The sequence below is a fragment of the Streptomyces sp. NPDC050564 genome, assembly GCF_044457265.1.
GTDB lineage: Bacteria > Actinomycetota > Actinomycetes > Streptomycetales > Streptomycetaceae > Streptomyces.
In genome coordinates, this window is sequence record NZ_JBITGS010000002.1 from 131,062 (window position 1) to 154,316 (window position 23,255).

The 23,255-nt window shown below is 70.6% G+C and carries 13 protein-coding genes and 1 tRNA gene; 5 read left to right on the forward strand and 9 right to left on the reverse strand.

What is annotated here, in order from left to right:
- Nucleotides 1-92: 92 nt before the first annotated feature.
- From cs1 to ACIBK0_RS04130, 4 genes are all read right to left on the reverse strand, one after another.
- On the reverse strand, nt 93-1,073 hold the full coding sequence (cs1, locus tag ACIBK0_RS04115; protein WP_399075362.1) for a clavaminate synthase Cs1: 981 nt from the start codon (nt 1,071-1,073) through the stop codon (nt 93-95).
- Nucleotides 1,074-1,095: 22 nt separating this feature from the next.
- Nucleotides 1,096-2,037, reverse strand: coding sequence for an agmatinase (gene speB, locus ACIBK0_RS04120; protein ID WP_399075364.1), 942 nt, complete (start codon nt 2,035-2,037; stop codon nt 1,096-1,098).
- Between the two features lie 134 nt (nt 2,038-2,171).
- The gene (locus tag ACIBK0_RS04125) at nt 2,172-3,704 is read right to left on the reverse strand and encodes an asparagine synthase-related protein (RefSeq protein ID WP_399075366.1); all 1,533 of its coding nucleotides are present in this window, start codon (nt 3,702-3,704) and stop codon (nt 2,172-2,174) included.
- A gap of 2 nt (nt 3,705-3,706) precedes the next feature.
- A complete protein-coding gene (locus ACIBK0_RS04130; RefSeq protein WP_399075368.1) occupies nt 3,707-5,428 on the reverse strand; it encodes a thiamine pyrophosphate-binding protein in 1,722 nt (573 codons plus the stop codon).
- A 453-nt stretch (nt 5,429-5,881) separates the two neighbouring features.
- On the opposite strand from ACIBK0_RS04130, the gene ACIBK0_RS04135 reads away from it, so the two are divergent.
- From ACIBK0_RS04135 to ACIBK0_RS04155, 5 genes are all read left to right on the forward strand, one after another.
- Nucleotides 5,882-7,528 carry a penicillin-binding transpeptidase domain-containing protein gene (locus ACIBK0_RS04135; RefSeq protein ID WP_399075370.1) on the forward strand — a complete coding sequence of 549 codons (1,647 nt, stop codon included), beginning with the start codon at nt 5,882-5,884 and terminating at the stop codon, nt 7,526-7,528.
- A 274-nt stretch (nt 7,529-7,802) separates the two neighbouring features.
- Nucleotides 7,803-8,612, forward strand: coding sequence for a BTAD domain-containing putative transcriptional regulator (locus ACIBK0_RS04140; protein ID WP_399075372.1), 810 nt, complete (start codon nt 7,803-7,805; stop codon nt 8,610-8,612).
- Nucleotides 8,613-8,917: 305 nt separating this feature from the next.
- Complete coding sequence (locus ACIBK0_RS04145) at nt 8,918-9,868, forward strand: hypothetical protein (protein WP_399075374.1); 951 nt, start codon at nt 8,918-8,920, stop codon at nt 9,866-9,868.
- Between the two features lie 558 nt (nt 9,869-10,426).
- Entirely contained in the window at nt 10,427-11,425 is a 999-nt protein-coding gene (locus ACIBK0_RS04150; protein ID WP_399075376.1) for an MBL fold metallo-hydrolase, read from the forward strand.
- Between the two features lie 234 nt (nt 11,426-11,659).
- Nucleotides 11,660-13,219, forward strand: coding sequence for an APC family permease (locus tag ACIBK0_RS04155; protein ID WP_399075378.1), 1,560 nt, complete (start codon nt 11,660-11,662; stop codon nt 13,217-13,219).
- Between the two features lie 64 nt (nt 13,220-13,283).
- Here the strand turns inward: ACIBK0_RS04155 and ACIBK0_RS04160 are convergent.
- The 5 genes from ACIBK0_RS04160 to topA all read right to left on the reverse strand — a co-directional run bounded on the left by ACIBK0_RS04160 (nt 13,284) and on the right by topA (nt 23,151).
- A tRNA-Thr gene (locus ACIBK0_RS04160) sits at nt 13,284-13,357 on the reverse strand.
- A 107-nt stretch (nt 13,358-13,464) separates the two neighbouring features.
- Complete coding sequence (locus ACIBK0_RS04165) at nt 13,465-15,060, reverse strand: alpha/beta hydrolase (protein WP_399075380.1); 1,596 nt, start codon at nt 15,058-15,060, stop codon at nt 13,465-13,467.
- Between the two features lie 232 nt (nt 15,061-15,292).
- Nucleotides 15,293-16,498, reverse strand: coding sequence for a DNA polymerase III subunit delta' (locus ACIBK0_RS04170; RefSeq protein WP_399075382.1), 1,206 nt, complete (start codon nt 16,496-16,498; stop codon nt 15,293-15,295).
- Nucleotides 16,499-16,628: 130 nt separating this feature from the next.
- Complete coding sequence (gene tmk, locus ACIBK0_RS04175; protein ID WP_399075384.1) at nt 16,629-19,943, reverse strand: dTMP kinase; 3,315 nt, start codon at nt 19,941-19,943, stop codon at nt 16,629-16,631.
- 379 nt (nt 19,944-20,322) lie between these two features.
- Nucleotides 20,323-23,151, reverse strand: coding sequence for a type I DNA topoisomerase (gene topA, locus ACIBK0_RS04180; RefSeq protein WP_399075386.1), 2,829 nt, complete (start codon nt 23,149-23,151; stop codon nt 20,323-20,325).
- Nucleotides 23,152-23,255 lie beyond the last annotated feature (104 nt).

Here is a 23,255-nt window from a genome sequence, read left to right on the forward strand (position 1 = left end):
CCGAGCCGAACGAACCGAACGAACCGAACGAACCGCGGCCCCCTCCCGGAACGGAGAGGGGGCTGCGGTCGACCGGCCGGCCGGCGCCGTGACTACCGGCGCGGCGTGAACGAGACGACGTCCCCCGCCCGCTCGCCACCCGACAACTGCCCGTTCCGGTCCGTCCGGATGTACACCCGGTGCAGCCACCGGTCCTTGCCGTCCCAGCGCGGACTGAACGGCGTACGGGCATGGGTGGTGCGGAAGTTGTCGATGATGAGCAGATCACCCGGGGTCAGCTTCACGGCCTCCGTGACGTCGTCCAGGGCCTGGGACAGCGCGGCGACCGCCTCCTTGTCGGCCGGCTCCTCGGGGGCGAGGAGCTCGCGGTCGTAGCCGAGATAGGGGTCGTTCTCGTCCCCGTACAGCGGCTTGACCTGGGCGATGGCTCCCGGGTCGTCGACGCCGCCACGGAAGGCGACGTCCACGCAGCAGGGCAGCTTGCGGCCGAACAGCCGCGCCTTCGTCTCCTCGTCGAGGAGCGGCAGCGCCTTGCGCACCGAACCGACGAGGGTCTCGGCCCTGCGCTCGTGGTCGGCGCGGGAGCAGGCGAGCATCACGTAGTTCGGCTGGAGGACGTGGTAGGCCATCTCGGTGTGGAACTCGAGGAGGGTCTCGGAGGTCTCCGAGGACAGGTAGTGCGCGCCCGGCGACGGATACACGTCGTGATAGACCGTGCCGGAGCGCAACTCCGCGTAGCCGGTGTGCAGTCCGAGCCGGCGGCCGGTCACGGCGAGCATCGCCTCCATGACCAGCCGGCCGCGGTCCCGCGGCGCCGGGGTGGAGGTGGGCGTGGTGGGCAGCTCGTCGTCCGCCTCCAACGGCAGCCCGCGCAGCAGCAGGTAGCCGTCCTCGGTGCCTTCTGCGTTGAACTTGTCCAGCGCCGCGGCCAGTTCGCGCGGCAGCTTCGCGGACAGCTCCTTCGCCTTGTCCAGGAAGCCGTACAGGTCCGCGCGCGGCACCTCGGGGAGCTCGGCCGCGAGGGCGCGCAACTGCTCCCGGTGCGGGCTGCAGTCAATGATCGGAGAAGCCATGGGTGCGTTATCTCCTTTTCATCTACATCTGTATGCGATGGGCGCGGGCGTACTGGTAGAGCAGTTCCGCACCGATCTCGGTCGCCAGCACGGAGGTGATCCCGGCGTGGTCGTACAGGGGCGACACCTCCATCACGTCGAAGCCGACCGGCTTGAGGTCGCCGACGCAGCGCAGCAGCCCGAGAACCTCCCGCGAACTGAGCCCGCCCGGCGCGGGGGTGCCTGTCCCGGGCGCGAACGCCGGGTCGCACACGTCGATGTCGACCGACACGTACACGGGCCGCCGGCCCACCAGCTCCCGGATGAGGCCCGCGGTCCCGGAGACGCCCAGCTCGCCGAACTCGTCGGCAGTGACGACGCGTACGCCGTGTCCGCGGGCGTAGTCGAGCGAGTCAGGCTTCGGGTTGTGGCCACGGATGCCGATCTGCACCATCGCGGCCGGATCGACGAGCTTCTCGTCGATCCCGTGCCGGAAGGGCGTGCCGTGGTGGTATTGCCCGCCGTAGAAGGCGGGGTTGGTGTCGGAGTGGGCGTCCAGGTGCACGACGGCGACCGGGCCGTGCTGCTCGGCGACGGCGCGCAGGGCCGCCACGGTCAGCGAGTGGTCGCCCCCGAGCATCATGAAGGCGGCGTTGCTCTTGAGCAGCTCCGCCAGATGTCGCTGAGCGGTCTCGATCGCGATGTTCATGTCGAACGGAGTCAGATCGATGTCGCCGCCGTCGACGCAGTTGATGAGGTCGAAGGTGCCCGGGCCGCGGTCGATGCCGACACCGTGGATGAGTCCGGACTCGTTGCGGATGGCGCGCGGCCCGAACCGCGCGCCCGGCCGGTAGCTCGTGCCGCCGTCGTAGGGAGCACCGATGACCACGACGTCGTAGCCGCGTGGCTCCTGGTCGAGCGGCAGGCGCATGAAGGTGGGGATCTGGGCGTAGCGGGGCGAGACGTGCGAGTCGATGCGTTCCACGGCTCAGTCCCCCTCCGGGGTCTCGACGGCGGTCAGGGACAGGTTCGCGAGGCGGGCGTACGGACGGTCGTACCGGCCCAAGGGCACACGGCAGCCGTACGGACCTGGAGCCGCCGCCGGACAGAGGCGGGGCCTCATGCCGCCCCCCGTTCCAGCCGGTCGGCCACCGACCGCACCGCCTCGGCGGTGCTCACCTCGCCGGGGTCCTCGCCGGCCACCACGGTGCGGTCGAACAGCTCCCGCACCACCTGCTGCTTGGCCACGTCGACGGATCGCTCCGGGACGCCCTCCTCCAGGAGCAGCAACGAGAACGAGGAGGTGGTGCCCGATCCCTCGTGGACGCCCAACTTGGGCCGCTTGACAGTCACTTCGGGCAGCAGCTCGGCCATGGCGGCGCGCAGCACCCACTTGTCGCGTCCGTAGCGGCGCTTGAGGCCCGCCTCCAGCGGGACGAGCAGGTCGAGCACGTCGCGGTCCCAGTAGGGGTGGGTGGACCAGTGGCCGGACACAGCGGACAGCACCGGCGACATCTCGTTGAGGCCGTCGTAGGTCGCCATGTCGTACGCCACGGCCGTGTCCAGGTTCGGCAGCCGGTCCTCGCGGTGCATGCCCGCGAGCGGAATGTCGGCGCCGTAGCCGGTCAGGACCCGGCGCGGCGGCCCGTCGAGCGCGCGGTAGAGGGCGACGAGCGGCAGCAGGTACTCGATGATGTCGGGGTCCTCGGACTCCGCGGCCCATACCGTGTACGGGAGTTGGCCCAGCAGGTCGGCGGTGGGGACGGTGATCTCCCGGTGCCGGGTGCCGAGGTGGTCGGCGACCGTCTTGGCCTGGGCGAACTCGTCGGACACGTCGGTGCCCATCGACAGCGAGTCGATCGAGCCCGCCGCCCGGTGTGCGAGGGCGGCGACCCCGGAGGAGTCGATGCCTCCGGAGAGCACCACCAACGGCGTACCGCCCGGGCTGATGCGCGCGCCCACGGCCCGGGCGAGGGCCGTGCGTACGGCGGCCACGGCGTCGTCCTCGTCCATGATCCGGCGGGCGAGCGGCGGGGCCCAGGTGCGGTGGGTCTCGGCCGTGCCGGCGTCGAGGCCGATGTCCATCACGGCACCCGCGGGCACCTGGTAGACGCCCGGCAGACCGCGCACCCGGCGGGCGTCCGCGAACGGGAAGCCCCGTGGACCGTCGTGCCCGGCCAGGGTCTTGGCCTCGGTCGCCGCGGTGACCTCGCCGGGGCTCGCGCACACGTACAGCGGGATCGATCCGGCGTGGTCGGTGGCCAGCAGGACCTGCCTGCCGGTGCCGACCACGGCCGCGAACCGCCCGTTGACGAGACGGAAGGCGTGCAGGCCATAGCGGCGCAGCAGGTCCAGGACCAGCTGTGCGTCGCCGGACCGCTCGGTCTTGGGGCCCAGTACGGAGTACAGGTCGTCGCGGTTGTAGATCTCACCGGCGAGCAGTACGGCGGTGTCCGCGTCGTGTGCCTGGGCGGAGTCGGGTGGGAGCCCGGGGGTGTGCACCAGGGTCGCGCCGAGCGTCTGCGAGCGCAGGCGCAGGTCGACGCCGGTATGGGTGCCCCGGGTGGCGAAGGCGGCTCGGGGGATCCGGCCCCCGCTCGGACGAGCGGAGGCCAGGAGACCGAAGGCCGCAGGAAGGTCCTGGGAGGCCATGATCAGATGCTCAGCGCCCCGAACCCACCGGGCTGGAAGTCGTAGTTGATGGGAACCTCGATCAGGAAGGGGCGGCCCAGCTCGGCGCCCTTGCGCAGCGCGGCGAGCAGCTCCTGGCGGTCGGTCGCCTTGGTGGCTTCCACGCCGTTGGCCTCGGCGAGGGCGACGAAGTCGACGCCGTTGAACTTCACCGCGGGGTCGTGGCTGCGGTGGTGGCCGATGTTCTGGTAGAGCTCGATGAGACCGTTGGTGTCGTTGTTCACGACCACCGTCACGATCGGCAGGTTGAGGCGGGCGATGGTCTCCAGGTCCGCGCTGTTGGAGTGGAAGCCGCCGTCGCCGGCGATCAGGAAGGTGGGCTGGCCCGGGCGCGCGAGCTGGGCGCCCATGGCGGCGGGGATGCCGTAGCCGAAGCTGGAGCAGCCGGCCGAGGTGAGGAAGCCGAAGGGCTGGTCCGCGCGGGCGAACAGGACGCCGTAGTGCCGGAAGAAGCCGATGTCGGACACGATCGTGCCCTCGCCCGGGCCGGCGACCTCCGCCATGACGGTGTTCATGGAGTCCATCACCTGGTGGACGCGCATGCCGTCCTCGTAGACCTCCGGGTCCGCGAGGAACTCCGCTACGCGGGCGCGCAGCGGGGCGATGTCGTGCCGCTCCTTGGCCGCGAGCGAGGCGGTCGCCGTGTCGAGGTGCTCGACGAACGCGAGGACGTCGGTGACGACGTCGACGGTGGGCCGGTAGACGCGCGGGATCGGGTTCGCGGTGGGCGAGACGCGGACGGTCTTCTTCTCGACGCCCTTCTGCCACATGGAGGGCCGCAGGTCCTCCGCGTAGTCGTAGCCGACGGTGAGGATGAGGTCGACGGGCGCGAACAGCGTGTTCAGGGCCGGGAAGTCGAGGATGCCGTCCATGTAGCCGGTGACGGCGCCGTAGTTGAGCTCGTGGCCGTGCGGCAGGACGCCCTTGGCGATGTACGTCGTGATGACCGGGATGTCGAGGCGCTCGGCGAGGGCACGGATGGCGGGCACCGCGCCGGAGCGGATCGCGGCGGCGCCGACGACCAGCACCGGGTGCTTCGCGCCCCTCAGGAGCTCGGCGGCCTCGTCGGCGGCCTTCTGCCAGCCGTCCGCGACCGCTCCGATCGGCTTGGCCGGGGTGTTCGCCGCCGGGTGTTCCACCGAGGCGTCGATACCCTCGCTGGAGCCGAGCAGGTCGACCGGCAGGGAGATGAACGAGGGGCCGACGGGCTCGGTCATGGCCGCGGTCACGGCGGAGTCCACCAGGTCGGTGATCTCGTGCGGACGCTCCAGCTCCACCGCGTACTTGGACATCGGCGCGATGATCGACACGGAGTCCAGGCACTGGTGGGTGTCGTTGGGGAAGATGTCGTGCGACTCGGACTGGGCGGCCAGGGCGATGACCGGGGAACGGTCCAGGACGGACGTGGCGATGCCCGTGGAGAGGTTGGTCAAGCCGGGACCCAGGGTGGCCCAGCAGGCCTGTGGGCGGCCGGTGATGCGCGCGAGGACGTCGGCGGCGACACCGGCGGTGAATTCGTGCCGGGTGAGGACGAAGTCGACTCCCTCGACCTCGTCGAAGAGGATCGACGCGGCCTCGCGGCCGACTACCCCGAACACCTTCTCCACGCCGTGGTCACGCAGTCGCGCCAGGAGGGCGTGCGCGGCGGTCGGCTTGTTGCTGGGGCCGGTCGATACACGGGACATGGATGGTCTCCAGACTCGGTCAGCGGTGGACAGTTCGCGCCAACCCTGACCAGGCACCCTCTTCACTCCCTCTCCCTCGGATATCGGGGAGCGCGCGGAGAGAAACAGGAGATCAGTGGAGCGGAGGGCTCCGTTTCAGCCTTGACCAATACAGACACCCCGCGTCCGATTTCGCTTATCGAGACGTAAAGAACCGGATTAGTTCAGGCCACTGTTCGCCGTGACACGCGTCATGCCGACACCCTTTCCTTCGGAGGTCTAGACCAGTCAGAGGCAGTTGTCGACCGTTCTCGGCCAGACCGCCTGCATGTATTCGGCCGGGGCGGCTCCGGCGGCAAGCGGAAGAGGGTGCCGACCGTCACCCTCCGCCAACCATTTCTTTCTTCTTTACCTTGTCTTGAACCGTGTGTTCGGGGAGAGACCGAAGAGAGACAGGCGATTAATCTGCGCCACATGAATCGTTCCGATGGCTATGTTGACTACCCGCGGTACGACAGGCGTCGGTCCCGTCGTCGCGCGGTCGTATCAACGTTTGTGGCACTTGCGGCGACGGCGGGAATCGGCTGCTGGGCCTACAACGCGCTGGCCGGAGACGACGGGGACGACCCACAGGTCGCCGCGGCCACGGGACAGCTGGACAAGTTCCTGGACGCGTGGGAGGCGGGCGATGCCCAGCAGGCCGCCGGGCTGACGGACACACCGGACAACGCCGAGTCGTTGATCAAATCCGTCATGACGAACCTGGCTCCGTCGAAGACGGAGATCACCGCCGGCACCGGGAAGCGAGAAGCGGAAGGGGAAGTAGAGATTCCGTTCAGCGTGAAGATGGCCCTTTCCGGGGCGGGCGACTACAAGTGGGACTCGAAGGCGAAGCTCATCAAGAAGAGCGGTCGATGGACCGTTGAATTCCATACACCGCTGATTCACCCGCAGATGGTTCCGGGACAGACCCTCGCACTGAAGTCACGAGAACGGGCCGCCGTCCTCGACAAGAATGGCGACGAACTCCAGTCCGCTTCTCTCGTGGGTGCCGTGGACCCCAAGACCGGCAAAGGAATCTCCGGCCTCCAGGCCCGCTACGACAAACAGCTCACCGGCGGCGGGGGCAAGGCGCAGTCGGTCGTGATCGTGGAACGCGAGAGCGGCCGCGTCGTCAAACAGCTCACCGGCTCGGGAAGCAGCGCGGGCAAGCCGGTGAAGACCACCATCGACCCCAAGGTGCAGGAAGCCGCCGCCGAAGCGCTCGACGGAGTGAAGAAGAACGCGGCGATCGTCGCCATCGACCCGAGCAACGGCGACATCCTGGCCGCGGCCAACATGCCCTCCGGCATGAACCGCGCCCTGGAGGGCCGTTACCCGCCCGGCTCCACCTTCAAGGTCGTCACCTCCGCCGCTCTGCTGAAGCAGGGGATGCGCCCCACCGACCGGGCGAACTGCCCCAAGTTCGCCTACGTCAACGGCCAGCGCTTCGAGAACCAGAACCAGTTCGTGCTCCCGTCGGGCTCGACCTTCAGGGACGCCTTCGCCAAGTCCTGCAACACGTTCTTCGTAGGCGCGCGCGGAAAGCTGTCGAACACCGCCCTGCACGAGACCGCCGAGGCCTTCGGCATCGGCGGCTCCTGGGACGTGGGCACCACGACGTACGACGGAAGCATCCCGGTGACCAACAGCGACAACGACAAGGCGGCATCCACCATCGGACAGGCCCGGCTGCAGGCGTCGCCCCTGGTCATGGCCTCGATCGCGGCCACCGTCAAGGAGGGCCGGTTCAAGCAGCCCGTCCTGGTGCCCGACGCCGTGAAGAAGAAGTACGAGGCCCCCGCCCGGCTCGACGCGGGCGTGGTCGGCAACCTGCGCGAGATGATGCGCGCCACCGTCACCTACGGCGCCGGCTGGGCCCTGAAGGACCTGCCCGGCGAGCCGCACGCCAAGACGGGCACCGCCGAGTTCGGCAACGACACACCGCCGCACACGCACGCCTGGATGATCGGCTACCAGGGCGACAGCGACATCGCCTGGTCGGTCCTTCTGGAGGACGGCGGGTCGGGCGGATCCGACGCGGGCCCCATCGCCGCGAAGTTCCTCAAGAACCTCGACTGACCCAGGGTGTCCGCGACTTGACGCAGGCACCTGGTCGGGGACAACCACGACGGTCACACCAGCCGGAGCAGCCACCACGAGATCGACCCATCCGTGACCCGCGGTCACGGAGCCAGCTCGAGCCGACGGTACGGGGGACAGCAGCCGCACGATGCACGAAGCGTCACCGGGGACGGCGGACCGGCCGCACGGGTGACGGTTCCCCTCCGTTTCCGGCAACACCTCAGCCCCTGTTGGGCGACGGCTTGATTCACACATACAAGGGGGAACCGTCATGAACAGCAGGAACGACCTGACGATCCAGCTCCTCGGCCCTGTGACCCTGGTGAGAAACGGCTTACCGATACCCATCCGGGGTCAGCGGCAGCGACGGTTCCTCGCTTCCTTGGCGCTGAAGCCCGGACAGGTCACCACCAAGGAAGCGATCATCGAGGACTCGTGGGACGGCGAGCCGCCGCTGACCGTCTCCGGACAGCTGCAGACCTCGGCCTGGATGATCCGCACGGCCCTGGCCGAGGCCGGGCTCACCCGCGACGCGCTCGGCTCGCACGCCCTCGGCTACGAACTGCGGGTCCCGGCCCAGCGCATCGACGTGTTCGTCTTCCGCGACGCCGTACGGCAGGTACGCGAACTGCACGCCCGCGGCCAGCACCAGATCGCCTCCGAGCGCCTCGACGACGCGCTCTCCATGTGGCGCGGCTCGGCCCTCACCGACGTCACCTCGACCCGGCTGCGCATGAAGGGAGAAGCTCTGGACCGGGAGCGCACTGCGGCGGCCGAGCTACGCGCGCTGATCGACGTCGGTCTCGGGCACTACGGCGAGGCGATCTCGCAGCTGTCGGAGCTCGTCGACCACGACCCGCTGCGCGAGGACCTGTACGTGGGGCTGATGAAGGCCTACTACGGCGAGGGCCGGCAGGCCGACGCGATCCGCGTCTTCCACCGGGCCAAGGAGATTCTGCGCGAGCAGATCGGCATCAACCCCGGGGCACGGCTGAGGGAACTGATGCAGGCCATCCTGCAGCAGGACGAATCGCTGCTGAGGGCCACGGGGATTCCGCTCTCGGGCGACCGGGTGGGGTGAGCCGGATCGGGCGACCGGGCGAGGTGAGCCGGGGGCCGGTCGCCACGCGGGGGCACATTCCATCCCCGAGGGGCTTCGCCGACGCGTGACGGGACCCTGCGGACACGTGGCGAGGCCTCACGGACCTGCGCCGTGACCTCACGGACGCGTGGTGGGACCTCACGGACGCGTGGTGGGACCTCACGGACGCGTGGTGGGACCTCACGGACGCGCGCCGGGACCTCACAGACGCGTGGTGGGACCCCGTGTACACGCCGCGCCGTGAGGACTCGTACGAGAGTTGATCAAGAGGTTGTCCGGGTTTCATGGCCCGTGGCCGGCGCAACACGTCGACCGCGGGCCGGCGCACTACTCCCCCGGGTGCTCCGGCCCGTCCAGGGGCCAAGGCTCGCGGGACGACACAGAGGGAGCACACATGCGGCGCCGTACCGGACAGCTACGGCACCGACACCAAGTGCACGCAGGACGGCGACACCACCGAACCCCCGAAGGCGCCGTGCGACACGCTGCCCTGCGCGGGCGTCGATCCGGCGACGGTGACCGAGTGGACACCGAACGGCGAACCGACGGTGGTGGAAGACGCGAACATCTACCAGGGCGGCCGCCTGACGATCTACGAGGGCCGGCCTGCCTGGGACCCGGCCCACGACTACTACTGGGGCAAGGCCGAACTCCCGCCGCGCGCGGGGGTCAGCGCCCAGCTGATGACCCACGAGAACAAGGGCCCGGACTTCCGCGCCCAGCGCCCCGTACCCGTCGCCGGTGCCTCGCTGACCGCTTCGGGCACCACGAAGATGTACGCGCTGAACCCGCTCGCGCCCGGGAACACGCAGATCGCCGGACTGGTCGACGACGGCAGGACCTGGGCGTTCGCGACACACCAGGGCGACAACATGGACCAGACGGACGTGGAAGGCCCGCCGGCTCCCTGCGCCGCGCAGCCCTGCACGGGTGTCACCGCCGCCTCCGTGCCGGCCTGGCGGTCCGGCGCCGGCGCCTCGGTGTGGAAGACCGCCAAGCTGAAGTCGGGCGCACAGATCTCGCTGTACGGGGGCCGCCCGACGTGGTCGGTGAGCGACGTCTACGCCTGGGCGCAGACGTCCGGCACCGCCACTGCGTGGCTGGAGGACAGGACCCCGGGCGGCACGTACCGAAAGGTCGCCGACGGCGGGATCCTCTCCGCCACCTCGGGCGAGTACGTCAGGGCATGCGTCTCGGACGGCGCTGAGACGGCGTGCACGACACCGGACGCGTAGGTACGGGCCGTACGACGCAGGACACGTAGATAGGTACGGGGCGTACGCCGCAGAACCCGTAGGTACGAGGCGTACGACCAGGACGCACAGGTACGGGGCGTGCCCGACGCCGGACGCGTCAGTACCGCGCGCCGGACAGGGGACCAGTCAGCACGGCGCACCCGACAGGGGACGCGTGAGTGCCGCGTGTCCAGCAGGGGACGCGTCAGTACAGCGCGCCCAGCAGGGGACGCGTCAGTGCCGCGCACCCGACAAGGGACGCGTCAGTGCCGCGCACCCGACAAGGGATCGCGGTGCCGAGTCGACGGGGAGGTCCTCGTCGGCTCGGCTTCTTGGTGACCGCGGCAGCCCCGTGACCCTGACGGCCGTGGTGACGGACGGCCCACGTCACCACGGCGGCCCCCATGACCACGCCGGCGCCCGTGACCACGCCGGCGCCCGTGACCACGCCGGTCCACGACGACCCCTCCGGCACCAATGACCGAAAACCACCCCATTCGCCCTCACCTGCCGTAGCGTTCCTCGCACTCAAGGTCGTCTCAGGGAGCGTGGCAGAACATGGCCGGGCGACGTACGGTCCTCAAGGGAGTCCTGGCGGCATCGGGTGCGGCGGCGTCCGCGGCCGGGCTGGTCGGAGCGGCGCCGACGACCGGGCGGGGCGCGCCGTACTCCACCCCCGTGCGGATGCGCTGGCTGGGCGTCTCCGGCTGGGAGATCGTCATCGACGGTGGCCGCAGCATCCTCTTCGACCCGTATCTGAGCCGCATGCCCTACCGGGACGCGAAGGGCGCCATCGACCCGAAGCTCCCCCTGCGCCTCGACCGGGCGGCCGTGGAGCGGGTCGCGGCAGGGCACCTCACCGGACCGCCCGAACTGATCCTGGTCAGCCATGGCCATTTCGACCACGTCGCGGACGTACCGCAACTCCTGGGGCGCCCCGCCTGGGAAAAGCACCGCATCCGCGCGCTGTGCGACGAGACGGTACGCAATCTGCTCACGGCCATGGGAACGCCTCGGCCCCGTCTGGACGATGTGATTCAGGTCAAGGGCGGCGAGTACCTCCAGTTCGACGGATACACCGTGGAGGTCTTCCGCAGCCTGCACAGCCAGCAGCCCGACCACGGCTATTTCGCCCCCGGCCGCAAGACCGCTCCGCCCCGGCGCCCCACCGTGCTGGGCGATCTGGTCGAGGGCGACACACTCGCCTACCAGCTGACCGTGGACGGCGGCCCGAGCATCCTGCTCATGGGCGCGAGCAACTTCGCCGAACGTGAACTGTCCGGCATCCGCCCGGACATCGCGGCGATCGCGATGACCTCCCACTCGGCACTCCACCGCTATGTAGAGCGCCTGCTCGCCGCCATCGGCGACCCGCCCCTCCTCATCCCCACCCACCACGACGACATGACCACCCCCCTCACCGATGCTCCGTCCCTCCTCGCGGCCGCGACCCCCACCACGGCGGCCAAGGAACTCACGGCGGCCTCCGCCCCCGCTTCACGGGTCCTCAGCCCCCATCACCTGAAGGCCGTTGACGTCACGGCGGCACTCGCCTGAGGTCTCGACGGGGTTGCCCCCGGGTCGCGCAGGACAGCCGGCCACAAGCGACGGGCGCCCGAACCACCGATGCCCTCGCGCGTCCGGCGCAGGGGATGCGCGTCCGTCGCCGCACCCCACCCTGTCGGGTGATCGTCGCGGTCCCCATCCTGTGCGACGCCGGCAACTAGCCGGTTACTGACGAGCGGGTCATTCTTGGAGCAGCAGCTCCGTGTTCTTGGACCGGAGGACGCCATGAGCCTGCCCACTGTCCCGCCCGCGGCGCACCCTTCGCCGGGCCCGGGGGCAACGGACAAGGGGCTCAAGGACGGCGCGCTGGGGCTCTTCTCCAGCACCGTGATCGGTCTGGCGTCCACGGCCCCCGCCTACAGCCTCGCGGCGACCCTCGGCGTCATCGTGGGCATCGTGGGCTACCAGTCACCGATCGTGATCGTCCTCGCCTTCGTCCCGATGTTCCTGATCGCCTACGGCTACAAGGAGCTCAACCGGGCGGACCCCGACTGCGGCACCACCTTCACCTGGGCCTCCCGGGCGTTCGGCCCCCGTACCGGCTGGCTGGGCGGGTGGGGAATCGTCGCCGCCGACATCATCGTGATGGCCAACCTGGCCCAGATCGCCGGGGCGTACGGCTTCCAGCTCGTGGGCGCGGACGGGCTGGCACAGAACACCCTCTGGGTGACCGTGGTCGGCGTGGCATGGATCGCCGTGATGACGCTGATCTGCTACATCGGCATCGAGATCTCGGCGAATCTGCAGAAGGTGCTGCTCACCATCGAGATCGTGGCGCTCTTCCTGCTGGCGATCACCGCGCTGGTGAAGGTCTACGGGGGAACGGCGCCGAGCGTCTCGTCGGAGCTCTCCGGGTCGTGGTTCAACCCTGCCCGGATCGGTTCACTCGACGACCTGACCAAGAGCGTGCTGGCCGGGGTGTTCATCTACTGGGGCTGGGACACCGCCGTATCGGTCAACGAGGAAACGGTCGACCGCGATCGCACGCCCGGCCGCGCGGCGGTGATGTCCACCGTCATCCTGCTCCTGGTCTACCTCATGGTCACGACATCGGCTCAGGCCTTCGCCGGTGCAGGAGACCGCGGCATCGGCCTCGCGAACCCCGACAACTCCTCAGACGTCCTCTCCAGCCTGGGCGCCGAGGTCTTCAGCACCTCGGGATGGGGCGAGTTCGCCACCAAGCTCCTGATCCTGATGGTTCTCACCTCGGCCGCGGCCTCCACCCAGACCACCATCCTCCCGACGGCCCGAACCACGCTTTCCATGGCCGCCTTCAAGGCCATCCCGGACCGCTTCGCCCGCATCCACCCCCGCTTCCTCACCCCGACCTGGTCCACGGTGGGCATGGGCCTGGCCTCCATCACCTTCTACGTGATGCTGACCCGGGTGAGCGAGAACGTGCTGGCCGACTCCATCGGCTCCGTCGGCCTCTTGATCGCCTTCTACTACGGGCTCACGGGGTTCACCTGCGTCTGGTACCACCGCAGGGTCCTCACCCACAGCCCGCGCGACCTGTGGACGAAGGGCCTCATGCCCGCCCTCGGCGGCGTCCTCCTCCTCTACTTCTTCGTCAACGCCTGCGTGGTGTACTCCGCCACGGACTACGGCAGCACCTCATGGACCCTGCCCTTCCCACCCCACTGGCAACTCGGCGGCGTCTTCGTCACCGGCATCGGCGCACTGCTGCTCGGCGCCGTGCTGATGCTGACGTACCGGGCGATCCGCCCGACGTTCTTCCGCAAGGAGACCATCCCGCTCTCCGCCCACGAACGGGACGCCCACTGAGGGGCCGCATCGACTGCACGAAAGAGCCCAGGCCACTGACGTGACCTGGGCTCTCCGCACACAGAGCCGCCTTCGGGATTCGAACCCGAGACCTACGCATTACGAGTGCGTTGCTCTGGCCATCTGAGCTAAGGCGGCGCGCTGTCCGCACTATGGTGCGATCAGCAACGTCGGTAAGTCTACACAGTTTCCGGGGGTGCTCCGTACACGCCCCGGGGCCTCCGGTGCCGGGGTGTACGGACGGGCTATGAGCAGCGCTTTCCCTTGGCGGGCGGGGTGCCCTGGAGGAGGTAGCGGTCGATCGTGGAGTCGATGCAGGTGCTGCCGCGGCCGTATGCGGTGTGGCCGTCGCCGACGTAGGTGAGGAGGGTGCCGGAGGAGAGCTGGGAGGCGAGGGACTGGGCCCAGGGGTACGGGGTCGCCGGGTCGCGGGTGGTGCCGACCACGAGGATCGGGGCGGCACCCTTCGCCTGGATGCGGTGCGGCTCGCCGGTCGGCTTCACCGGCCAGTACGCGCAGTTCAGGGAGGCCCAGGCCAGGCCTTCCCCGAAGACGGGGGACGCCTTCTCGAAGGCGGGGAGGGCCTTCTCCACCTGGTCGGGGGTGGCGAAGGCGGCCGGGAGGTCGAGGCAGTTCACCGCCGCGTTGGCGAACATCAGGTTCGCGTACTTGCCGTCGGCGTCGCGCTCGTAGTAGCTGTCGGACAGGGCGAGCAGCCCGGCGCCGTCCTTCTCCTTCATCGCCGAGGTGAGCGCCTCGCGCAACTGCGGCCAGGCCGCCTCGTCGTACATCGCCGCGATCACACCCGTCGTCGCGAGCGCCTCGCCGAGCTTGCGGCCGTGCGCGTCGCCGGCCGGGATGGGCGCCTTGTCCAACTGCTGGAAGAACGCCTTCAGGTTCTTGCCCACCTGCTCCGGGCTCGTGCCCGCGCCGCCCAGCGGGCAGTCGCTATGGCGCACGCAGTCCTTCGCGAACGACCGGAAGGCCGTCTCGAAGCCCGCCGTTTGGTCCTCATTGAGTTTGCGCGCGGTGAGCTGCGGGTCCATCGCGCCGTCCAGGACCAGTCGGCCCACCCGGCCCGGGAAGAGGCCCGCATACGTCGCCCCGAGGAGCGTCCCGTACGACGCCCCGACATACGTCAGCTTCTGGTCGCCCAGCACGGCGCGCAGGATGTCCATGTCACGGGCCGCCTCCACCGTGGAGACATGCCGGAGCACATCGGGCGAGCGCTGACCGCAGCCCTCGGCGAACTTCTTGTACGCGTCGACGAGTTGCCCCGTCTCCTTCTTGTCGTCCGGCGTCGTGTCCGTCTGCGTGAACGTGTCCATCTGGCGGCCGGTGAGGCATTCGACCGGCTCGCTGCGGGCCACGCCGCGCGGGTCGACCGCGACCATGTCGTAGCGGGCGCGGACCTCTGCCGGGTAGCCGATCCCGGCGTACTGCTGCAGATAGCCGACCGCCGAGCCGCCCGGTCCCCCCGGGTTGACCAGCAGTGAGCCAAGGCGTTTACCCGGCCCCGTGGCCTTCTTGCGGGCGACCGCCAGCCTGATGTCGCCCGAGGCCGGATTCGCGTAGTCCAGCGGCGCCTTCATCGTGGCGCACTCGAAGCCGGGGACCCCGCAGGTGCGCCAGTTCAGCTTCTGCCCGTAGTACGGCGCCAGTGTCGACGGCGTGGAACTCGGCAGCGCGGCCAACACCGCGTTCGCCGTCGCCGTCGATGTCGCTGTCGCCGTCGTCGAACTCCCGGAGGAGCAGGCCGACATGAGCAGCGCCGCGACGGCCAGCAGCACGCCACTCGTACGGAGGGGCCGGTTCGGCCGTTGGGTGCGCCTGATGTACATCCCGCGAGCGTAACCTTGCGCGATCAATTGATCACCTTCAGTCGCGGATGCGCCTCGTACGAGTGACTTGGGTCAACTCGTCGTGCGTCCCGTCATGCATCCCATCGTGCGCCCAGTGGCGCACGTGCACGACTTGACGTACGAGGTCGCGCGCCCGTCCGTACGCGCCGTCGTGCCGGTGAGGCCCGAACGTTCCGAGCACTGCGGGTACTCCGCAGGGCTCCGGATGCGTTCAGCCCGCCCGCAGCGCCATCGTCATCGCCTCCACCGCGAGCAGCGGAGCCACGTTGCGGTCGAGGGCCTCGCGGCACGCGGCGATCGCGTCGATGCGACGCAGGGTCGCCTCCGGCGAGCTGCCGCGGGCCAGGCGCTCCAGGGTGTCCTCGGCCTCCGCGTTGGCGATGGCCACACGGGAACCGAGCTGAAGGGCGAGGACGTCGCGGTAGAACCCGGTGAGGTCGATCAGGGCCAGGTCCAGGCTGTCGCGCTGCGTACGCGTTCTTCGCCGCTTCTGCCGGTCCTCCAGCTCCTTCATGACGCCCGCGGTGCCGCGCGGCATACGGCCACCCTGGGCCGCGCCGAGGGCCGCCTTCAGGTCCTCGGTCTCCTTCACGTCGACTTCCTCGGCAAGCTGCTTGGCGTCCTCGGCGGCCGTGTCGATCAGCTCCTGGGCCGCCTTGAGGCAGCCGCCGATGTCGTCGACCCGGAGCGGGAGCTTGAGGACGGCGGCCCTGCGCGCGCGGGCGTTCGGGTCCGTGGCGAGGCGGCGGGCCCGCCCGATGTGGCCCTGCGTCGCGCGCGCGGCGGCCGCCGCGACGTCGGGCTCGATGCCGTCGCGGCGTACGAGGATGTCGGCGACCGCGTCCACCGGCGGGGTGCGAAGGGTGAGCAGGCGGCAGCGGGAGCGGATGGTGGGCAGGACGTCCTCGATCGACGGGGCGCACAGGAGCCAGACCGTGCGAGGGGCGGGCTCCTCGACGGCCTTCAGGAGGACATTGCCCGCGCCCTCGGTGAGACGGTCCGCGTCCTCCAGGACGATGACCTGCCAGCGGCCGTTCGCCGGGGACATCTGGGCGCGGCGGACCAGGTCGCGGGTCTCCTTCACGCCGATGGAGAGGAGGTCGGTGCGGACGATCTGCACATCGGCATGAGTGCCCACCAGGCTCGTATGACAGCCGTCGCAGAACCCGCAGCCGGGGACTCCGCCGAGCGCCCGGTCGGGGCTCACGCACTGGAGCGCCGCCGCGAACGCCCGCGCCGCGGTGGAGCGGCCCGAACCGGGCGGGCCCGTGAACAGCCAGGCGTGCGTCATCTTGGACGCCTCGGGGAGCGGGGTGTCCGCGGCGACCGCCGTGACGAGGGCGTCGGCGTCCCGGGCGGCGGCGGCGAGCTGCTCGCTCACCTTCTCCTGGCCCACCAGGTCGTCCCACACGGGCATGGGGCACCGCCCTTTCGTCGCACTTTGCCTTGCCGCGTCCATTGTGCGGGTCGCCACTGACATTCGGCCCCGGCCGGGGTGAGCGGGGCCCGCCCCTCACCGGTCCTCCCGCAGCGCCGACCTTCCGGACTCAGCGGCGGCGGCCGCCCCGCCCCTCGTCCCAGTCGTCGTCCTCGCGCGGACCCAGGAGTTCGTCGGCCAGGGTCGGGAGGTCGTCCAGCGGAGTCTCCTCGGCCCAGTCGGATCGAGGACGGCGGCGCGGGGCGCCCTCGTCGTCGACCTGGGGCAGCTCGCGCGTACGGTCGCCCGAACCGCCCGGCCGCGGTGCCGGCCGCTCGTCGCGGAAGAAGCCGGGCGGCACCCGGTCCGCCGGATCACCGGAGGCAGCACCGGCCGTGGAAGCACCCGGAGAGGCACCCGCACGCCCGTCCCGTACCGGAGGAAGCACCGCCGTCTCATCATCGGCCGCGCCCTGAGCCACGGGCGGGAGAACGGCCGTCTCGTCCGCCGCGCCCTCGGGGACAGGCGGCTTCGGCAGCTTCGCCGTCTCCTCCCCGTCGGGGCGGGCGCCGGACCGAGAGCCGGCGGTGTCCTCACGGGTGTGCGACCGAGCACCGGCATAGCCCTCACCCGCGCCGGACCGGAATGCGGCAGGGCTCTGGTCCGCCCGCACCGGCCGCAGCACCGCCGTCTCGTCCACCGGCCCACCCGACGCGTTCGTCGGCGTCACCACGGGCGTGGGCACCGTCGTCTCGTTGTCCGGCGCGGGAGCCGCAGCAGGAGCACCGGCCGGAGCCCCGGTCACGGGCGCCACGGCCGTCGACGCCGCTGCCTCGGCGGAGGCCGTCGCAGCCGCCGACGCGGCCGCGGCCTCCGCCGCCGCCCGCCGGGCCTGCTCGGCCCGCAGCAGGGCCTCCTCGGCCTTGCGCTGCTTCTCCAGGCGGCGCGCCTCGGCCTCGGCCCGCAGCCGCGCCTCCTCCTCGACCTGCTTGCGCCGACGCTCCTCCTCGGCGGCCCTCGCCTGCTCCTCGGCGAGACGCCTGACCCGCTCCTCCTCGGCACGGCGGCGCGCCTCCTCGGCACGCTGCCGGGCCTCCTCCGCCTGACGCTCGGCCTCGCGCCGCTGGGCCTCCTCCAGCTCGCGCTGCTTGCGCTCCTCCTCCTCGGCACGGAGCTTGGCGAGCTGCTCCTGACGCTCGCGCTCCAGCCGCTCCTCCTCGGCCTTGCGCGCGGCCTCTTCCTCCGCCTTGCGCCGGGCTTCCTCCTCGGCCGCCTTGCGCGCCTCCTCCTGGGCCTTCACCTCGGCCTCGGAGAGGGGCAGCATCACGTCGAGGCGGTGCCGGACGACCGTGGTGACCGCCTCGGGCTCCTGCGCCGCGTCGACCACCAGGTACCGGCCCGGGTCTGCGGCCGCGAGCGTCAGGAAACCGGACCGCACGCGCGTGTGGAACTCGACGGGCTCCGACTCCAGCCGGTCCGGCGCCTCCGTGAACCGCTCGCGGGCCGCCTCCGGCGACACGTCCAGCAGAACCGTCAGATGCGGTACGAGCCCATTCGTCGCCCAGCGGTTGATGCGGGCGATCTCCGTCGGAGACAGGTCACGGCCCGCGCCCTGGTAGGCCACCGACGAGTCGATGTAGCGGTCGGAGATGACGACGGCACCGCGCTCCAGCGCGGGCCGCACCACCGTGTCGACGTGCTCCGCGCGGTCGGCCGCGTACAGCAGCGCCTCCGCGCGGTGCGAAAGCCCCGCCGAGGACACGTCCAGCAGGATCGACCGCAGCCGCTTGCCGACCGGCGTGGCGCCCGGCTCCCGGGTCACCACGACCTCGTGGCCCTTGGCGCGGATCCACTCGGCGAGCGCCGTCGCCTGGGTGGACTTGCCGGCCCCGTCGCCGCCCTCCAGGGCGATGAAGAAGCCGTTCGTGGCGGGCACCTGCGCCGGGTCGTCGCCGCCGCGCAGCGCGTCCAGCAGGTCGTGCCGCAGCGGCACTCCGGAGCGGTCGTCGACCTTGGCGAGCACCAGCGCCGCGACCGGCAGCAGCAGCGCGCCCACCAGCATGAGCGTGAAGGCGGCCCCCCCGTGCGCGAACACGAACTTGCCGTTCTCCAGGCGGTGCGGACCGATCGCGGCGGCCACCAGGGGCGCCAGGATCGCGCCGAGCGCCACGAGGACCCGTACGACCGCGTGCAGGTGTTCGGTCGTCCGAGCCCGCCGGTACTCCTCGGCCTCCTGGTCGAGGAGCGCGTGCCCGGTGTTCGCGGCGACGCCGGCGCCGATGCCCGCGAAGGCGACGATCAGCAGCACGGTGGTGACGTCCGGGACCAGCCCGGCGGCCAGCAGCGCGACTCCGGTGAAGGCGATCGCCAGTGAGAGCAGCCTGCGCCGCGACAGCGACGGCAGCACCGAAGGGGCCGTACGGATGCCGATGACGACACCCCCGGTCAGGGCCAGCACCAGCAGCCCGTACGTCACCGGTCCGCCGCCCAGGTCCTTGGCGTGCAGCACGGAGACGGCGACGGCGGCCGAGATGGCCCCGGCGACCGCCGCGCAGGCCAGGACCAGCAGCGGAATCGCGCCGGTGCGGCCCTTGTCGACGCCGGTGCCCGTCTTGGGGCGGCGCAGGCCCTCGAGCGGCGACCGCGCGCGCGGGGTGCGTGCGTCGGGCAGTTCGAGGAACGTGAGCACCGAGAGCGAGGCGGCGAACAGTCCGGCCGCCACGTACGAGGCGAGCGCCACCTGGTGCTGGTCGAACCAGTCGATCCCGGCGCCCAGCAGGTTGTTGACGAGCGATGCCACGACGAGCGCGGCGGCCGCCAGCGGCACCGCCATGAACGCCGTACGCAGCGACAGGCGCCGCAGCGCGTCCATGTGGTCCGGCAGCGGGCGCACCGTGGCACCCTCCATCGGCGGCGCGGGCAGCAGCGCGGGCGCGGCGCTCTCCCGGCACACCGTCCAGAACCGCTCGGCGACACCGGTCACGAACGCGGTCACCAGCACGACGGCGAGCGCGTCGTCCGGGGTCCAGTCGATCCACAGGGGCGCGACGATGAGGAGCGCGGCGCGCAGAGCGTCGGCCCCGACCATGGTCCAGCGCCGGTCGAGGGGCCCCTCCGGTGAGGTCAGAGAGGTGAGCGGCCCAAGGAGTACGGCTCCGAAGAGCAGCGTCGCGAGCACGCGTGCCCCGAAGACGGCCGCCACGGCGAAGGCCACTCCGCGGTAGCCACCGCCGAAGGACCCCTCGAGGATCGCCGCCTGGAGGGCCAGGACGACCAGCACGAGCAGGGCCAGGGCATCGGCGACACCTCCTACGAGCTGTGCGCTCCACAGCCGCTTCAATTGCGGCTGGCGCAGCAGCGCGCGCACGGCGCGCTCGCGGGAATCTGCGACCAGGGCGTCGTCGGGGGCCGGGTTGTGGGCCGTTGGCTGCTCGGCTCGCGTCATCCTGCAAGCCTATCCGGACCCACTGACTCCCCGAAGGGGTGGCCGAACATACGGACGCCCCCGCACCGGAAGGTGTAGGGGCGTACACGTGCCGGGCACGTCGGGCACACGGAATCCGACGACCTCAAGGCACGGGGACCGAGCCTTGGCGGGCACACGGATCACGACGCTCGGGAGGCCGCCGTCATCCCTGCAGCCTCAGCTCTCCGAGACCGGCACCTCCGTAAAGAAGCTTCAGCACTCCGCCGCTGCCGCCCCCGCAAAGAAGCCTCAGCACTGCGCAGCTGCCGCCTCCGCAAAGAAGCCTCAGTCCTCCGGAGCCGCCGTCTTCGTACGGAAGCCTCAGCCCTCCGAAGCCACCGGCCTCCGTACGAAAGCCTCAGCCCTCCGAGGCCGCCGTCTTCTTTGCGGCGGCCTTCTTGGCGGGTGCCTTCTTGGCAGCCGTCTTCGAAGTCGTCGTCTTCTTTGCCGCCGTTTTCTTGGCAGGGGCCTTCTTGGCAGGGGCCTTCTTGGCAGGGGCCTTCTTGGCGGCCGTCTTCTTCGCGGTCTTCTTGGCCGGGCCCTTGGCGCGCTTCTCGGCGAGCAGCTCGTAGCCGCGCTCCGGGGTGATGTCCTCGACGCTGTCGCCGGACCGCAGGGTCGCGTTGGTCTCGCCGTCGGTCACATACGGCCCGAAACGGCCGTCCTTGACGACGACGGGCTTCCCGCTGACCGGGTCCTCGCCCAGCTCCTTCAGCGGCGGCTTGGCGGCCGCACGGCCACGCTGCTTGGGCTGAGAGTAGATCTCCAGCGCCTCTTCGAGCGTGATGGTGAAGAGCTGGTCCTCGGACTGCAGCGAGCGCGAGTCCGTGCCCTTCTTCAGGTACGGCCCGTAGCGCCCGTTCTGCGCGGTGATCTCCACGCCCTCGGCGTCCTTGCCGACGACGCGCGGCAGGGACATCAGCTTGAGGGCGTCCTCGAGCGTCACCGTGTCGAGCGACATCGACTTGAACAGCGAGGCCGTACGCGGCTTGACCGCGTTCTTGCCCGTCTTCGGGGTGCCCTCGGGGAGCACCTCGGTGACGTACGGGCCGTAGCGGCCGTCCCTGGCGATGATCTGGTGGCCGCTCTCCGGGTCGGCACCCAGCTCGAAGTCACCGCTCGGCTTGGCGAGCAGCTCCTCCGCGAGGTCGACCGTCAGCTCGTCGGGGGCCAGGTCCTCGGGCACATCGGCGCGCTGGTGGTTCTCGGAGTCCTTCTCGCCGCGCTCGATGTAGGGGCCGTAGCGCCCGACGCGCAGAACGATGTCGTTGCCGACCGGGAAGGACGACACCTCACGGGCATCGATGGCACCCAGGTCGGTGACGAGCTCCTTGAGGCCGCCGAGGTGGTCGCCGTCGCCGTTGCCGGCCTCGGCGGCACCGGTCGCCTCGCCCTCGCCGAAGTAGAACCGCTTCAGCCACGGCACGGCCTGCGCCTCGCCGCGCGCGATGCGGTCGAGGTCGTCCTCCATCTTGGCGGTGAAGTCGTAGTCGACGAGCCGCCCGAAGTGCTTCTCCAGGAGGTTGACCACGGCGAACGACAGGAAGGACGGCACGAGTGCCGTGCCCTTCTTGAACACGTATCCGCGGTCGAGGATGGTCCCGATGATCGACGCGTACGTCGACGGGCGGCCGATCTCGCGCTCTTCGAGCTCCTTGACCAGGCTGGCCTCGGTGTAGCGGGCCGGCGGCTTGGTCGCGTGCCCGTCGACCGTGATCTCCTCGGCGGACAGCGGGTCACCCTGGCTGACCTGCGGAAGGCGGCGCTCGCGGTCGTCGAGCTCGGCGTTCGGGTCGTCCGCGCCCTCGACGTACGCCTTCAGGAAGCCGTGGAACGTGATGGTCTTGCCGGACGCGCTGAACTCGGCGTCGCGACCGTCGGAAGCGGTGCCCGCGATCTTCACGGTGACGGAGTTTCCGACCGCGTCCTTCATCTGGGAGGCGACGGTCCGCTTCCAGATCAGCTCGTACAGCTTGAACTGGTCACCGGTCAGACCTGTCTCGGCCGGGGTGCGGAAACGATCACCCGAGGGTCGGATCGCCTCGTGCGCCTCCTGCGCGTTCTTGACCTTTCCGGCGTAGGTCCGCGGCTGCGCCGGCAGGTAGTCGGCACCGTACAGCTGCGTGACCTGGGCGCGGGCGGCGGAGATCGCCGTGTCCGAGAGGGTCGTGGAGTCCGTACGCATGTAGGTGATGAAGCCGTTCTCGTACAGCTTCTGCGCCACCTGCATGGTCGCCTTCGCGCCGAAGCCGAGCTTGCGCGAGGCCTCCTGCTGGAGCGTCGTCGTACGGAACGGCGCGTACGGCGAGCGGCGGTAGGGCTTGGACTCGACCGAGCGGACCGAGAAGTTCGTGTTCTCCAGGGCGGCGGCGAGCGCGCGGGCGTTCGCCTCGTCCAGGTGGAGCGTGTTCGCGCTCTTGAGCTGCCCCAGCGAGTCGAAGTCGCGGCCCTGGGCGACGCGCTTGCCGTCGACCGTCGTCAGGCGTGCGACCAGGGACGACGGGTCGCTCGAGTCACCGGCGCGGCCGGTGCCGAAGGTGCCGGTCAGGTCCCAGTACTCGGCGGAGCGGAAGGCGATGCGCTCGCGCTCCCGCTCGACGACGAGGCGGGTCGCGACGGACTGGACACGGCCCGCCGACAGGCGCGGCATGACCTTCTTCCACAGGACCGGCGAGACCTCGTAGCCGTAGAGGCGGTCGAGGATGCGGCGGGTCTCCTGGGCGTCGACCATGCGCTGGTTGAGGTCGCGCGGGTTGGCGACGGCCTCGCGGATGGCCTCCTTGGTGATCTCGTGGAAGACCATTCGCTTGACCGGGACCTTGGGCTTCAGGACCTCCAGGAGGTGCCACGCGATGGCTTCGCCCTCGCGGTCCTCATCGGTGGCGAGGAAGAGTTCGTCGGAGTCCTTCAGCAGGTCCTTGAGCTTCTTGACCTGGGCCCTCTTGTCAGCGTTGACCACGTAGATCGGCTGGAAGTCGTGCTCGACGTCCACGCCGAGGCGGCGCACCTCGCCGGTGTACTTCTCCGGCACCTCCGCGGCGCCGTTCGGGAGGTCGCGGATGTGCCCGACGCTCGCTTCGACGACATAGCCGGGGCCGAGATAGCCCTTGATCGTCTTCGCCTTGGCAGGCGACTCGACGATGACGAGTCGGCGGCCGCCGTGTGCGGTGTCGCTGGTCGGGGACAACTTCGCTCTTCTCTCCGGTCGACGCGGGGGGTCCTCCCCGGGCCTTGCTCCCGGGGGTCGGGTCGTGCTGACGCTGCGGAGTGTGACGGTACATCCCGCCCCCG